Below are 13,086 nucleotides of genomic sequence, written 5' to 3'. Positions count from 1 at the left end.
GGCCGGCCGTTACTGCCGGAAAAAGAGGAAGGATTCTGGAAGGCTGGCCCATTTCGGCTCTCAACCCGCCCGCGCCCCCGACAGGCTGATCAAAAACGATGAACACGTCACGCGAAAAGCCGAAAGGATATCAATTCCTTCACGTTTCGTGCCGCCATTGCCGCTTCGAGGGCTTTGTGGGGTCGTCGAGAGCAAGGAGTGCAAGCCGGGCGGGGAGGAGTACTTTTCCGTACATGACGACCCGCCCGGCGCGGCACGACACAGCTATCGTCGATCCCGCGAAGCCCTTAGTAACAGACGGGGACACAGCTGCAGGTTTCCGTGACCGACCCGCATTTTTCCTTGGCGTCCTCGTACCTGGCCTTGGTCTGGGTCTTCTGCCTGCCGCTCCTGGCCGGGGGCGCCTCTTCGGGCTTTTTGGAGCTGCCCTTGACCGGGGTAGTAGGCCTGACCGCCTCCTTTTCAAGCTCCAGGGCCTTTCTGGCCTCTTCTGCGGCCTTACGCTGGCGCTCTTCGGCCTGCCTGCCAATGGTCAGGGCCTGCCGGGCGTAGGCTTCTTCAACCTCCGCCTGCACGGTGGCCTTGAAGGATCGGGAAAGGTCGACGGTGGAAAGGGAGAGGGCCACTGTTCCCTGGCCGACCCGATAATGGATCATGTCGTCTTCCACCCAGCTTTCCTCGCAACGGATGAGCCCGCCGGTTTTGAGGTGTATCACCTGAAGGCTCACGGGCAGGTCCTCCACCGAATTGATGGAAAAATCCTCTTGGAAAAAGGCGGCGGCTCCGGGCTTGAGGGTCTGGGCCGCAAGGGGCGAGGGCGTTTGAACGCAGGTCTTCCCGCCCTTTACGGTGTTTCTTGCGCAGAATATGTTTTTCGAGACGGAATTGACCTTGCCCAAAGACGCCACGGGATAGGGCTTGGGGCTTTTGAGCTCGCTTTTTGGGCCGATGAACACGGCCCAGTCGCCGGCCCTGACGTTCTTGTCCACATGGCCCAGTGCCCGGCCTCCGGCCCTTTTGGGGGGAATGACCTTGATGCACCAGTGAAGGCCGGTGCTCGCCTCCTGGAGTATCGCCACGTCCGATATGTAGTCCACGGCCACTATGACGCCGAAAATGGAGGCAAGCCCCCTGGAAGGCTGCTGGGAAAAAGCCGGGCCGGGCCCTGCCATGACGGCCATTCCGGCGGCCTGGGCGAAGAGGGCGAGCTTTAAAAATCCCCGCCGCCCCATTTCAACGCCTTTAGCGCGTTCCGCGAACTCGGCCAGGCTCAAAACCTCCAGTTTTTCGTTACCCTCGGCATCCACCGATTTGATGTCGAAGCGGGGTCGAAATGACGGCCTGTCGTCGGAATCGCTCATTTTCAGGGTCTCCATGTTTTGGGCGTGGCGTCAGGACGCGGTTGCGATGCGTTTTCCAAGATCGCGGGCATCGGAAAGGGCGGTGGGATGATCCTCTATGGCCCCCTTTTTCTCCACCTGCCGGTAAAAAAGGCCGCCCTTGTAATTCCGGTCCAGGGCGTCGAAAAAATACCGGGCCTCCAGCTCGCAGCCGGAAAAGAGGTTGTCGCCCCGGCTTGCGCCCACTGCCAGAAGAAAGCCGTCGCCGGAATCAAAGGTCTTGAGGGCCGGACCCTGTTTTTTCAGAAGCCTGCCGCTCCAGAGTGCCTGGCTGCGGTCCACCAGGGCCTTGAGTTCCGAAGGAAAGGCGTAGAAGAAGACCGGGGCCGCCACCACCACTGCGTCGGCCCTTTTCACGGCCTCGTAAACCTTGTCCATGTCGTCCCTTATGACGCAGACGCCGGTTTCGTCGCATTTTCCGCATTCTAGGCAGCCGTGGATTTTAAGCTTTCGGCTGTAGAGGGATTCCGTCTCCGCGCCGTTTTCCCTGGCCGATTCCAGGAGAGCGTCCAAAAGCCGGTCGGAATTTCCGTTTTTCCGGGGGCTGCCGTAGATACCCAGAATTCGCATGAGAGCCCTGCCCTTCAGTAGACGCCGGTCCTGTAAAGGATGACGTCCAGGATCAGCCCGGCAAGAAAGAGAACGCCGAAAAGCCTGTTGTAAACAAAGGCCACCGCAGACAGGAAAAGGGGCCAGATGTTGGGCGGAAGCTCTTCCGGCGGCTCTGTCGGCCTTGGCCTTGAATAGATTTTCACGGCCCAGATGAACTTGGGAATGCTCAAAAACACCGGAAGCATGGCCCAGCCCAGGATTCCCCAGGCCATCAGGGCCGCCACCAGAACATACTGGAAAACCCACAGGCCGATGGCGGTCATCCGGGCGTTTTTTTCGCCCAGTATCACCGGAAGCGTGCGCACGCCCCTGGCCTCGTCCTGGGTGAGCTTATCCGTGTGCTTGCCGAAAAGAACCGTGGTGGGACCCACGGCGTAGGCCAGGGATATGGCGGCCACCTGCCAGCTCCAGTGGCCGCCGGTCACCACGAAATAGGTGCCCCCCACCATGAGCGGCCCCCATACCAGTATCACCGAGGGCTCCCCCAAGCCCATGTATTTTAGGGGCCAGGTATAGAAAATGACGAAAAAGGCCCCAAGCCCAAGCAGGATGACCGTGATCCAGCCGGTGCGCCCTATGAGCCAGGCCCCTGCCAGAAGGGCCACAAGGCCGGAAACCGCTATGTAGGCCCAAAGCTTTTTGATGCTCATCAGGCCGTGCTCGATGGGGTGGGGGCCGTACTGGGCGCGGTAGTAGTTGTTCCGGTCAATGCCCTTTTTGTGGTCTATGAGATCGTTTAAAAGGTTGTTGGTGGCGTGGGCGAACACCAGCCCCAAAAGGCAGGCCGCGAAATCCGGCGCTGAAAAGGCCCCGTCCCTCACGGCCAGAAGCCCGCCCACGGCGCATGACGTGGCTGTCATGATGAAGACTGCGGCGCGGCTTGCGATGAGCCAGCGGGAGACCACGTCCAGGGTTTTCCATTCTTCCGGGCTTACCCTGGGAATGATCCTGAGCGCTTTTATCCACATTCCGGGCTGTATCAAGGCTACCTCGGTGCAATTTGTAAAAAAAGGGCTTTATGCAAAGCCTGGATAAAAATGATGAAATGCAAGGCGCACGAAAAGCCAATGAGTAAGCGTACTTTTCGTACGTGACGGAATTGGCTTTGAAGTGCAACGCCGCAGTTCGCATTTTTAGACAGGCTGCTACTCGTAGAGGACCGCCAGGATTACGGCCTTGCCCCCCTTGCCGGAAATGGAGTGGGAAACGCTGGAAAGATAGTAGACGCAGTCGCCGGGGTTCAACTCGTGCCGGTCCTCGCCGATGGACAGAAGGGCGGTTCCCGAAAGCACCAGTATGAATTCCTCGCCCTCATGGACGCTTTTTTCCGGCTCCGCCACCTCGTCCAGTTCCACCACCAGAGGCTCCATGTGGCGGCCCTTAACCTCGTGGGCAAGGCTCTGGTAGGTGTAGACCTGGCTTCCGCCGCCGCTCTTGGTGGCCCGCGCCACGATCTTTCTCTCGCCCTTTCGGGTGATCTCGTAGGGCTTGTTGCCCTGGCCGGAAATGAGCCGGGTCAGGGCCTGGTCCAGGGCCTTTCCCAGGCGCATGATGGTGCCAAGCTGGGGGGCCACGGTGTTGTTTTCGATTCCGGCGATCAATTCCACGGAAAAACCGGTCATCCGGGCGAGGTCTTCCACGGAAAGGCCCTTTTCCCGCCTTATGGCCGCTATGCGCTGTCCTACGTCCTCGCCCGCGTTGTCTTCGACCTTGGGAAGCGCACCCGTGAGGGTCTCGAAAAAATCCACGCTGATGTGGGGAATATCCGTATTTTCCATCAATTGCCTCGCTTTCGGGTTGGTCCTGAAATTCTTAACCGGTCTGAAAGCCTTAGCATATACTTTGCCGTCACTCAACAAAAGAAGAGGCGTATGCAGCCCGTCATCTGCCGGATATCTCCCTGTCCCAGTTCCTTGCAAAGGCCACCAGGATGTCGCGGGCCTTTTCCAGGGCCTTAGGGTCCACGCAATCGGCCACGTCCAGGCGGGTGTGGTAGGTGGGATCGGGATGGCTCACGTTCTGGGCTATGAGGGTTATGGCGGAAAGGCCCTTCATGGCAAAGGCGGCTCCGTCCGTGGCCCCTATGGGCAAAACGCCCTTAAGCGGCTTTGCGCCGCAATCCAGGAAGGCCTTTTCCATCTTTTTGATCAGGCTCCTGGAATACCACACCCAGGGATTCAGCTCCCCCCTTATTATTTTCAGATGATCGGGATACATTATGCCGTCCAGGTTCACCAGGACCGCGTTCTGCCTCATCATCTCTTCGTGAAAATCGGCTGCGAAGGCCGACGAGCCCCTTAAGCCCGCCTCCTCCGACCCGAAGCTCACCACCATTATCCTGGTGTGCGTAAGGCGGTCTGCGGAAAGCGCCTCGCCCGCGCCGAAGGCCGCAACCACGCCGGAGAGGTTGTCCTGTGCGCCGTCGATCACGTAGTCGCCGCGCATGTCCACAAGGGTGACAAGGGCGGGCGACATGAGGACAAGAATCCACCAGTAGTGTGAAAAAACGGGGTTGGCGCTTTCAAAAAGGAGGTCCGCCAGAAAAAACAGGGGAAGAAGGATTATCATGAAGACCGAAACCGAGGTCAGGACCATGCCCGGAAAGCCCAGCCTGTACCACCATTTGTACTCGGTGGTGGAATCCATGTGGCCCGCGAACAAAAGGGTGGACTTGTGCTCGCCCGAAGGCTCGATGATGCCTATGGCGTTTGACGAGGCTTTTTTGGGGAAGAGGAAATCCAGCTTATAGCGGTAGGTGAGAAAGTGCCGGATGACAAAAGCCGTGTTGGCGGCGGCCAACAGAAAGGCTAAGGGAAGCGATATCCGGCAAAGGATCAGGCAGGCGAAAAACACCGCCGAGAAAATCTTGAGCGAGCCGTGCATGGCCGTAAGGGGGGAGAGGAACCGGTGCTTTAGGGTCTTGTCGCAAAAGGCCCCCATGCGCTCGATTATGTAGTCTTGGGCTTGGTCCTCCTCACGGCTTCCCGCCATGCGCCCGCCGAATTTTTCTATGATGTCGCAAATGAGCTTGTGCATTCTCTCCCCTTAAAAACGAAACAGGGCGGAAAGGACGCAACCCGCTCCTTCCGCCCCGGTTCTTATTATCACGTGTTTTTTTGCCCGGCCTTACCCTGTCGGTCTGCCGGAAAGGGCCGACTGCGAATCCCGCCTAAAAACGATGAAGCGCTAAGGTTGGCGAACAGCGCGGGGAGGAACTGTACTTTTCGTACGTGACCGCCCCGCGCTTTGAAGCCTGACACAGCGATTCGCGTTTCAGCCCGGCCTTCCCCTGCCGCTCTGCTGAAGAAGGCTGACCGTGAAGCCTGATCAAAAACGATGAAGAGCAAGGAAGGCAAGAAGCCAATGAGCAAGCGTACTGAAAGTACGTGGCGGAATTGGCTTTGAAGCCTGACACAGCTATTCGCGTTTTTGGACAGGCTTCGCGCTATTTGCCCTTGCTGGCCCGATAGGTCCTCAGGTTCGCCAGAACCTCGTCCAGAAGGGACTTGGGAAAGATCTTCCCGGTCATGTTGGTCCATACCTGGCTCGTCACCTTCTTCATTTCGGCCAGGGCCGCCGGGGTCATCTTGGTGTCTTTTATGCCGTACTTGATGAGGGCTTCCATGCTCTTCTTGAGATCCCCCCGGACAGCAGTGGAGAACTTCTTGAGGAGCGGGCCGCGAATTTCAAAATAAGCCTTCTGGTATTGGGGGGGCAGGGCCTTGAAGGTCTTGTCCGTGACCACAATGGCGGCGGGGGAGTAGCGGATCTTCACCCGGTTCATGTAGCGCACCACCGAGTGCATCTGCGCGCCCACTATCCACAGCGCCGGGCCGATGGCGGAGTCCGCAACGCCGGAGCGGATGGACGAGCCCACTTCGGGAACGCCCACGGGAATCTGGTTCGCGCCCAACACCCTGAAAAGGTCCTGCTCCACCGGGCCGTACCAGGTTATGAACTTGCCCTTGGAAAAATCCGCCACCTTGGCAAGCTCCACCTTGGTGGAATATATCTGGTCGAAATCCTGGTCGGTCCAGGCAAGCATGAAAAAGCCGTGCTTTTCGAATATCTTGTCGAAGGTGCCGCTCATCCTGTCGCGGATGTAGTCCACCTCGTCAAAGTCGTTGAAGAGAAAGGGAAGCTCCAGAACCTGGAATTCCGGGCAAAGCTGGTTCGCGCCCTGGGCCGCGAGGCCAGCGCCGTTCAACTGGCCGATGCGCATCTTTTTTATGACGTCGATGTCATCGCCCATCACGCCGCCGTAGTACACCTTGATGGACAGGTTGCCCTCGGTGATCCTTTCGACTTCCGGAAACACTATGGTTTTCATCTGCTTGGACCAGCCTATGCCCTCCGGGGCAAGGGTGGCGGTTTTCCAGAAAATGGTGGCGTTTTTCCCTGCAAAGGCCACGCCCGTAAATGCGAAAAGCACCAGCATCATGGCCGCAGCCGTTTGAATCAACCGCATTTTTCCCCTCATTGCGTCCTTCTCCATTTCCCCCAAAGGTTCTTCGTTGTCCCCCCCGAAATCCGGGAGCATTTTGTTGTTGGCCCGTCAGCCGCCCAAAGATGCGGCCTTGTTGTGATAACGCTCCGATATGTCGAGCAAAACGTCCAGTTTTTCAGCGGCTTCGGAAAAATCGGGCTCCTGCCGTTCCGAGGCATCCTTGAGAGCCAGGGCCAGATCGGTCCAGGCCCGGCCCAGGGCGTCCATCTGCCCCAAAAGACCCGAAAGGCCGATTTCCGGGACCAGCGAGACGGCCTCTTTCAGAAAGTCGGCAAAGAGCAGGCGGAAACCGCCGCCTCCCGTTCCCCGGCGTTCGATCACCTGGTAGGCGAACCGGGCCGTCCACTGCCAGTCGGGAAATCCGGCCCAGTCCTCCAGCCCCTTTTTCCAGAGCAGAAGGCCGGGAAGGCCGCCGAATTCGGCGGGAGGATTAAGGATGGCGCGGCTCTGGGCCCGGACGGCCTCGGCGATCATGCTGGCCGGGTCGGGCGGCTGTGGAATTGCGGAGGGCGCGAAAAGATTGCCCTCCACCGGGAAAAAGCCGTTTCCTGAGTGCCGGGCCCTTCGCATGGAGTCGAAATCCACCTCCAAAAGGCCCTGTCTTTCGGTGTCCGTGACGAAAAAGACCTTCCGGCCTGCGTCGTAACCCCACACCACTATTACGTGTCCCGGAAAATGAGTGCTGGTTGCAAAGTACGGCAGATGAAAGATGTCGGATTGAATCATGGCGGGCAGGCCGCGGTCAAGAACTGAAATGAGAGATTTTTCACTTTCTTCGGGATCGGGGTTGGTGGTCCAGGAAAAGTCCAAACCGATCCTTGCGAAAAACTGCGCCTCTATGTCATGGCTGCGCACGTGGATCATGCGGCTGGCCCCGGTTCCGGGAAAGGAAAGGTACCAGATGCCAAGCCCCGCGCCCAATCCGAAGCAAAAGGCCTCGGACCAGTCGAGGCCGTGGAAGCGGGCCAGGTCGGCAAGGCCGGTGCTTGCGCAGTGGCGTCCGGGAACATGGCAGACGGGCAAAAGCGGCATCAGGTCATCCTAAAAGTTTTTCGTCCGGTATCAAAAAAAGCATCGGGGCATGAAGGGCCGGTCATTTTTTACGGACCGGAACATGCATGTTCATAAAATGCGTGTTCATACCGGAAAGCGGACAGTGAGAGGTCAAAAAGCGAATATTTTCTGACGCGGATCATGACGCGATGTGTCATATTTTCCGGGCCTTTGGCCTGCCGACCCCACAAAGAATTCCTTATAGCAAGAAGAAGACTTATTGGTCAATCCGCCCCTTTACCGAATCTTAATATCATACCAAAGACTGACCGACGCGGATGAAAACCGTCTCAGCCGCCCCGAAAACTGCAAGGCTGATGGGTTCTTGCTTAAGGGTAAAAAGCATGTTAGGGGAATCTCCGGCGGGGCGTGGCGCAGCCTGGCAGCGCGCTTGCCTTGGGCGCAAGAGGTCGGAGGTTCAAATCCTCTCGCCCCGACCACATTTCCACCGAACAAGCCAAACGGGCGACGCCCGGAATCAGGGAGCGGTTTTACCATGCCTATCTACGAGTTCAGATGCGTAAAGTGCCAGGAGGTCTTCGAGTTTCTGATGAAGTCCGGCGAGGACGACGTTGAAATGGCCTGCCCCAAGTGCAAATCCGGGGAAATCGAACGGGTGATGAGCTGCACCAATTTCGCCATGAGCGGAAGCGGGGGGGGCCAAACCGGGCCTTCCGCCACGGTTCGCAACTGCTCGTCGGGCAGCTGCACCACATGGAACGTGCCCGGCTGCAGCAAATGAACGCTTCCGTCAAGCCGCCCATGGTTTCCGTGGCGGGGTTTTCCAACTCAGGCAAGACCACCCTAATTTCAAGGCTCATCGCCCTGTTCGCCGCCAGGGGCCTCAAGGTTGCCGCCATCAAGCACGCCCGGCACGGCTTTCACATGGACCATCCGGGCAAGGACACCCAAAAGCACCGCCAGGCCGGGGCTTACGGGGTACTGGTGGCCGCCCAAGGCCAGATCGCCGTGATTCGGGACGTACCGGAAGAGCCCTCCCCCGTTGAACTGGCGGCCCTGTATTTTCCCGACGCGGATCTGGTTTTTGTGGAAGGCTACAAGTCCGCCCGCATCCCGCGCATGGTGATCGCCCTTTGCCCCGAGGATTTCCAGGCCTTTGAAAACGACACGGACGTGATGGCCCTTGTGGGCTGCCCGCCTTCCCCCACCCCTCTCCCGGTTTTCGATCGTGACGATGTTTCCGCCATAGCCAATTTCCTTCAAAAGCATCTTCTCGATCCTCCAGACCGCTGAACCGGTCCGCCTCCCCTTTGAAGTCCCCTGGCCAAGTCGCAGCTGGCAAAGTTTCATTGCCAAAAGCCCGGCAAGAGGATAAGATCGCCCGTCCCATACCGTATCAATACAGGAGGAAATCATGCACGATCACGACGCACACGGCCATCACCATCATCACGACCACGCCTCGGATTTGACCGAGACCGAGAAGCTCAAAACCCTCATCACCAACTGGATTTCCCACAACGTGGGCCACGCGGGTTCATACAGCACTTGGGGCTCAAGGGCCGGGGACGCCGGCCACAAAAAAACGGCGGAATTGATATCCAAGGCGGCCCAGGCCACCCTGGACATCAATGCGCTCTTAAAGGACGCTTTAAAAGAGCTGGGATAACAGGCTGCCCAAAAACGCGAACTGCTGCGTTGCACTTCATCGTTTTTTATCAGCCTGTTGGGATCGCTTTTTGAATTTGCTTGAATGAATAATTTAATCGGCTCTGTTTTATGCCGGAAGCAGCCAAAATGCGCATTGACTACGAGAAGAACCTGAACCCAGCCCAGTACGAGGCCGTCTGCACCACGGACGGGCCGGTTCTGGTGATAGCAGGGGCCGGAAGCGGCAAGACCCGCACGCTCACCTACCGGGTGGCGCGGCTCGTTGAGCAGGGGGCCTACCCCGACTCCATCCTCCTGCTCACCTTCACCAGGAAGGCTGCGGACCAGATGCTGGCCCGGGCTTCAGAGCTGCTGGACGAGCGCATCAACGTTTCGGGCGGCACCTTTCACAGCTTCTCGCACCTTCTTCTGCGCCGCTACGCCGACCGGCTTGGCTATTCCCCCAATTTCGCGGTTCTGGACCGCTCGGACTGCGAGTCCGTGGTGGGGGCCTCCACCGACAAGGTTATGCCCAAGCGTCCCGCACGGGGCTTTCCCAAAAAATCCACCATAGCGGACATCATTTCCGCCGCCGCCAACAAGAGCCGGGACGTATATGACATAATCGAATCCGATCACGGTCATTTTTCGCGCTTTTCCGAGGAAATTTCAGCGATTGCCAAGGGCTACCACGCCTTGAAGCGCGAGCAGAACCTTATGGATTTCGACGACCTTCTGCTTCTGGCCAGAACCCTTCTCGCCAACGACTCCGAAGTGCGCGAGCGGGTGACCAACCGCTACAGCCATATAATGGTGGACGAGTACCAGGACACCAACAAGGTCCAGGCCGAGCTTCTGGAGCTTCTGGGAACCGGCCACCAGAACGTGATGGCCGTGGGCGACGACTGCCAGAGCATCTACGGCTTCCGGGGCGCGGATTTCGAGAACATCATGCGCTTTCCCAAGGTCTTTGCCGGAACAAGGCTCATCCGCCTGGAGGAAAACTACCGCTCCACCGCCCCCATACTGGATTTGGCCAACCAGGTCTCAGCCCAGGCCCGCATAAAGTACGAAAAGCACCTTTTCACCCGCGCATCCGGCGGCGACAAGCCTGTCCTTGCCTCCCTGCGCTCCGAAAGGGACCAGTCGGTTTACGTGGTGGATGAAATAAGGCGGCTGGTGCGCCAGGGCTCGCCTTTAAAGGAAATCGCCGTGCTGTTCAGGGCGGGTTTCCACTCCTTCGATCTCGAGGTGGAGTTGTCCCGCGCCGGTTTCGCCTTCGCCAAGTACGGCGGGTTCAAGTTCATGGAATCCGGCCACGTGAAGGACCTTCTGGCCCACCTTCGGGTTCTCGCCTTTCCGGGTGACCGGGTGAGCTGGACCCGCATCCTCTCGCTTCTGGATCACGTGGGCCAGAAAACCGCCGCCGCCCTTGCCGCAGAAATAGACCAGAAGGGCATGGCGGCCATAAAGCCCAAGCCCTCATGGGCCGACGGATGGAACCGGCTCTACGGCGCGCTTTCGGGGCTTGATCCCAAAAACCTCAGCGTGGCGGCAATGGGCGAGGCCCTTTTCGAATACTACGACCCCGTCATGCGCGGGCTTTACGACAACTGGCCCAAGCGGGCAAAGGACCTGGAACAGCTCGTGCTCATGATGGAGCGCTACGGGAGCGATCTGGTCCGCTTTCTCTCCGACATGGCCCTTGAGCCCCCCACCACCAGCGAGGACGGCGGGCTCTCGGTGGAGGGCGAGTCCAAAACCTTTGACCGGCTCACCCTTTCCACCATCCACTCGGCCAAGGGCCTTGAATGGGACAACGTATTCGTGATCTGGGTGACGGACGGGCGCTTTCCGCCCATGCAGGCCGCCAACAGGGGCCGGGAGGCCCTTGAGGAGGAAATCCGCCTGCTTTACGTGGCATCCACCCGCGCCCGCAAGAGCCTCATATTCACCCATCCCACAGATGTTTTCGACCCGATTTCAGGCTCGTATCTGGATGAGCCTTGCAGGTTCCTGTGCGAACTTTCCAAAAACACCCTTTCCCGCGAGAGGCTTTGATTTCCACCGCTAAAACTCTTGATACCCCCGCGTGGTTTTCCATCTTTTGCACACCTTCCCGATTGATGCGAGATGCCTTTTTTGTCATAACGCCCAAGTCAGAGCCGGAACACCGGCGCACGGAGTAAGCCATGATGACCGCCGACGCCTACAATTCAATCGCTTCCAACACCCCCAGCGCCGAGCCTTCCGCTGTCGCCGAGGGCGGCATAGGCCCTTACTCCCGCGAGGAGTTTCTCGCGCAGATACGCTGGTTCCACGGCTACGAGGCTCCGGGGCTCATCATCGGCGGCTTCATGGTTGACATGGCCCTTAAACGGATGCCCAAGGGCATTCTTTATAACGCCATAAGCGAGACCGAAAACTGCCTGCCGGACGCCGTCCAGCTTCTCACCCCCTGCACCGTGGGCAACGGCTGGCTTCAGATAATCAACCTTGGCCGCTACGCCGTGTGCCTTTACGACAAGCACACCGGCGTTGGCGTCAGGGTTTTCGTGGACACCGAAAAGGTGCGGCGCTGGCCCGAAATAGCCGCCTGGTTTTTCAAGGAAAAGCCCAAAGAGGTCCAGGACACCCCAAGGCTATTGGCCGACATCCTGGAAGCCGGAACGGGCATTTTAAGCCTTTCCGAGGTCTCGGTAAACGCGCCGTCTTTCGTGCGCCGCAAAAAAGGGCAGATTCTCGCCTGCCCCTCCTGCGGGGAGGCCTTTCCCACGGCCCACGGCAACATCTGCCGGGCCTGCCTGGGAACCAACCCGTACAAGAGCCAGTCCCTGCCCCAACTCCAAGAGGCTCCCGAACTTTCCCCTGTGCCGGTTGAAAACGCCCTCGGCAAAAGGCTCCTTCACGATGTGACGGAGATAGAGCCGGGAGTATCCAAGGGTCCGGCCTTTTTGAAGGGCCAGATAATCGAGGCCGGGGACCTGTGCAGGCTCCAGAAAATAGGGCGCAACCAAGTTTACGTCGAGGAAAGCGCGCCTGCCTCGGATGGATGGGTTCACGAGAACGAGGCCGCGCTGGCCTTCTCGAAAAAGCTGGCAGGGCCGGGCGTGGAGCATCCCGCCGAGGCCCGTGAGGGCAAGATTGCCTTTTCCGCCGCCCTGGACGGTCTTTTCACCGTGGACGACGATCGGCTCCTTGCGTTCAACATGAATAATGGCGTCATGTGCGCCGTGCGCCGGGGCTTTTCGGTGGTGAAAAAGGGCGACAAGCTGGGGGCCACCCGCGCCATTCCGCTGTATCTGGCGCAAAACGACTTTCAGGACGCCCTAACTGCTTTGGGGCAAGCCCCGGTGCTTTCGGTTCTTCCCTTCAAAACGCCGGATGTTGGAATCCTGGTCACAGGAACCGAGGTTTTTTCCGGGCTTGTGAAGGACCGTTTTTCCGACGTCATCCGGGCCAAGGTTGAGGCCTTCGGCTGCCGGGTGGTAAAATCCCTGGTGGTCCCGGACGAGAGGGACGCCATCGCAAGTGGCGTGGGCGAGCTTCTGGAATCCGGCGCGGGGCTTCTCGTCACCACTGCTGGCCTTTCTGTGGACCCTGAGGATTTGACCCGAAAGGGCCTTATGGACGCTGGCATGGCGGACTATCTTTACGGAGCCGCCGTGCTGCCCGGGGCCATGAGCCTTGTGGGAAACATAAAAGGCGTTCCGGTGGCGGGCGTTCCCGCCTGTGCGCTCTATCATTCCCGCACGGCCTTCGATCTTTTGCTGCCCCGGCTTCTGGCAGGGGTTGAAATAACAAGGACGCAGCTTGCGAGACTGGGACACGGCGGTTTCTGCCTGGAGTGCAGGACCTGCCGGTTCCCCCATTGTCCTTTCGGCGGGTGAACCAGAAGCGGCT

At 58.9% G+C, this 13,086-nt stretch carries 12 protein-coding genes and 1 tRNA gene; 6 read left to right on the top strand and 7 right to left on the bottom strand.

The features are described from left to right. Positions 1 to 287: 287 nt before the first annotated feature. The 7 genes from HZB23_11765 to HZB23_11735 form a co-directional block, all read right to left on the bottom strand. Positions 288 to 1,361 (bottom strand): hypothetical protein, encoded by a 1,074-nt coding sequence (locus tag HZB23_11765; GenBank protein MBI5845333.1) that lies wholly within the window; start codon positions 1,359 to 1,361, stop codon positions 288 to 290. Positions 1,362 to 1,391: 30 nt separating this feature from the next. Continuing rightward, positions 1,392 to 1,970, bottom strand: a complete 579-nt coding sequence (locus tag HZB23_11760; protein ID MBI5845332.1) for a flavodoxin family protein — start codon at positions 1,968 to 1,970, stop codon at positions 1,392 to 1,394. 14 nt (positions 1,971 to 1,984) lie between these two features. Then, complete coding sequence (locus tag HZB23_11755; protein MBI5845331.1) at positions 1,985 to 2,980, bottom strand: prenyltransferase; 996 nt, start codon at positions 2,978 to 2,980, stop codon at positions 1,985 to 1,987. A gap of 177 nt (positions 2,981 to 3,157) precedes the next feature. Then, positions 3,158 to 3,790 (bottom strand): helix-turn-helix transcriptional regulator, encoded by a 633-nt coding sequence (locus HZB23_11750; GenBank protein ID MBI5845330.1) that lies wholly within the window; start codon positions 3,788 to 3,790, stop codon positions 3,158 to 3,160. A gap of 103 nt (positions 3,791 to 3,893) precedes the next feature. Next, positions 3,894 to 5,048, bottom strand: a complete 1,155-nt coding sequence (locus tag HZB23_11745; protein MBI5845329.1) for a M20/M25/M40 family metallo-hydrolase — start codon at positions 5,046 to 5,048, stop codon at positions 3,894 to 3,896. A gap of 409 nt (positions 5,049 to 5,457) precedes the next feature. Beyond that, a complete protein-coding gene (gene dctP, locus HZB23_11740; protein MBI5845328.1) occupies positions 5,458 to 6,480 on the bottom strand; it encodes a TRAP transporter substrate-binding protein DctP in 1,023 nt (340 codons plus the stop codon). 87 nt (positions 6,481 to 6,567) lie between these two features. Beyond that, the gene (locus tag HZB23_11735; GenBank protein MBI5845327.1) at positions 6,568 to 7,551 is read right to left on the bottom strand and encodes a DUF4872 domain-containing protein; all 984 of its coding nucleotides are present in this window, start codon (positions 7,549 to 7,551) and stop codon (positions 6,568 to 6,570) included. 384 nt (positions 7,552 to 7,935) lie between these two features. Here HZB23_11735 and HZB23_11730 point away from each other — a divergent pair. From HZB23_11730 to HZB23_11705, 6 genes are all read left to right on the top strand, one after another. After that, positions 7,936 to 8,012: transfer RNA gene (locus HZB23_11730), tRNA-Pro, on the top strand. A 56-nt stretch (positions 8,013 to 8,068) separates the two neighbouring features. Further along, positions 8,069 to 8,314, top strand: a complete 246-nt coding sequence (locus tag HZB23_11725) for a zinc ribbon domain-containing protein (protein MBI5845326.1) — start codon at positions 8,069 to 8,071, stop codon at positions 8,312 to 8,314. Then, on the top strand, positions 8,311 to 8,826 hold the full coding sequence (gene mobB / locus HZB23_11720; GenBank protein MBI5845325.1) for a molybdopterin-guanine dinucleotide biosynthesis protein B: 516 nt from the start codon (positions 8,311 to 8,313) through the stop codon (positions 8,824 to 8,826). The genes HZB23_11725 and mobB overlap by 4 nt, the downstream gene beginning before the upstream one ends. Positions 8,827 to 8,947: 121 nt before the next feature. After that, positions 8,948 to 9,202 carry a hypothetical protein gene (locus tag HZB23_11715; protein ID MBI5845324.1) on the top strand — a complete coding sequence of 85 codons (255 nt, stop codon included), beginning with the start codon at positions 8,948 to 8,950 and terminating at the stop codon, positions 9,200 to 9,202. Between the two features lie 110 nt (positions 9,203 to 9,312). Continuing rightward, positions 9,313 to 11,244 carry an ATP-dependent helicase gene (locus tag HZB23_11710; GenBank protein MBI5845323.1) on the top strand — a complete coding sequence of 644 codons (1,932 nt, stop codon included), beginning with the start codon at positions 9,313 to 9,315 and terminating at the stop codon, positions 11,242 to 11,244. 134 nt (positions 11,245 to 11,378) lie between these two features. Beyond that, positions 11,379 to 13,073: a trehalose-binding protein gene (locus HZB23_11705; protein MBI5845322.1), complete on the top strand. Its 1,695-nt coding sequence runs from the start codon at positions 11,379 to 11,381 to the stop codon at positions 13,071 to 13,073. Positions 13,074 to 13,086 lie beyond the last annotated feature (13 nt).

This window comes from Deltaproteobacteria bacterium (assembly GCA_016235345.1).
Classification (GTDB): Bacteria; Desulfobacterota; Desulfobacteria; order Desulfobacterales; family Desulfatibacillaceae; genus JACRLG01.
The sequence above is the reverse complement of the archived record's forward strand: the minus strand, read 5'-3'. Positions and strand labels throughout refer to the sequence as shown.

Bases quoted from the DNA above. Each gene is read 5' to 3' on its own strand.
- HZB23_11765 (MBI5845333.1), bottom strand. From the start codon at position 1,361: ATGAGCGATTCCGACGACAGGCCGTCATTTCGACCCCGCTTCGACATC.
- HZB23_11760 (MBI5845332.1), bottom strand. From the start codon at position 1,970: ATGCGAATTCTGGGTATCTACGGCAGCCCCCGGAAAAACGGAAATTCC.
- HZB23_11755 (MBI5845331.1), bottom strand. From the start codon at position 2,980: ATGTGGATAAAAGCGCTCAGGATCATTCCCAGGGTAAGCCCGGAAGAA.
- HZB23_11750 (MBI5845330.1), bottom strand. From the start codon at position 3,790: ATGGAAAATACGGATATTCCCCACATCAGCGTGGATTTTTTCGAGACC.
- HZB23_11745 (MBI5845329.1), bottom strand. From the start codon at position 5,048: ATGCACAAGCTCATTTGCGACATCATAGAAAAATTCGGCGGGCGCATG.
- dctP (MBI5845328.1), bottom strand. From the start codon at position 6,480: ATGCGGTTGATTCAAACGGCTGCGGCCATGATGCTGGTGCTTTTCGCA.
- HZB23_11735 (MBI5845327.1), bottom strand. From the start codon at position 7,551: ATGCCGCTTTTGCCCGTCTGCCATGTTCCCGGACGCCACTGCGCAAGC.
- HZB23_11725 (MBI5845326.1), top strand. From the start codon at position 8,069: ATGCCTATCTACGAGTTCAGATGCGTAAAGTGCCAGGAGGTCTTCGAG.
- mobB (MBI5845325.1), top strand. From the start codon at position 8,311: ATGAACGCTTCCGTCAAGCCGCCCATGGTTTCCGTGGCGGGGTTTTCC.
- HZB23_11715 (MBI5845324.1), top strand. From the start codon at position 8,948: ATGCACGATCACGACGCACACGGCCATCACCATCATCACGACCACGCC.
- HZB23_11710 (MBI5845323.1), top strand. From the start codon at position 9,313: ATGCCGGAAGCAGCCAAAATGCGCATTGACTACGAGAAGAACCTGAAC.
- HZB23_11705 (MBI5845322.1), top strand. From the start codon at position 11,379: ATGACCGCCGACGCCTACAATTCAATCGCTTCCAACACCCCCAGCGCC.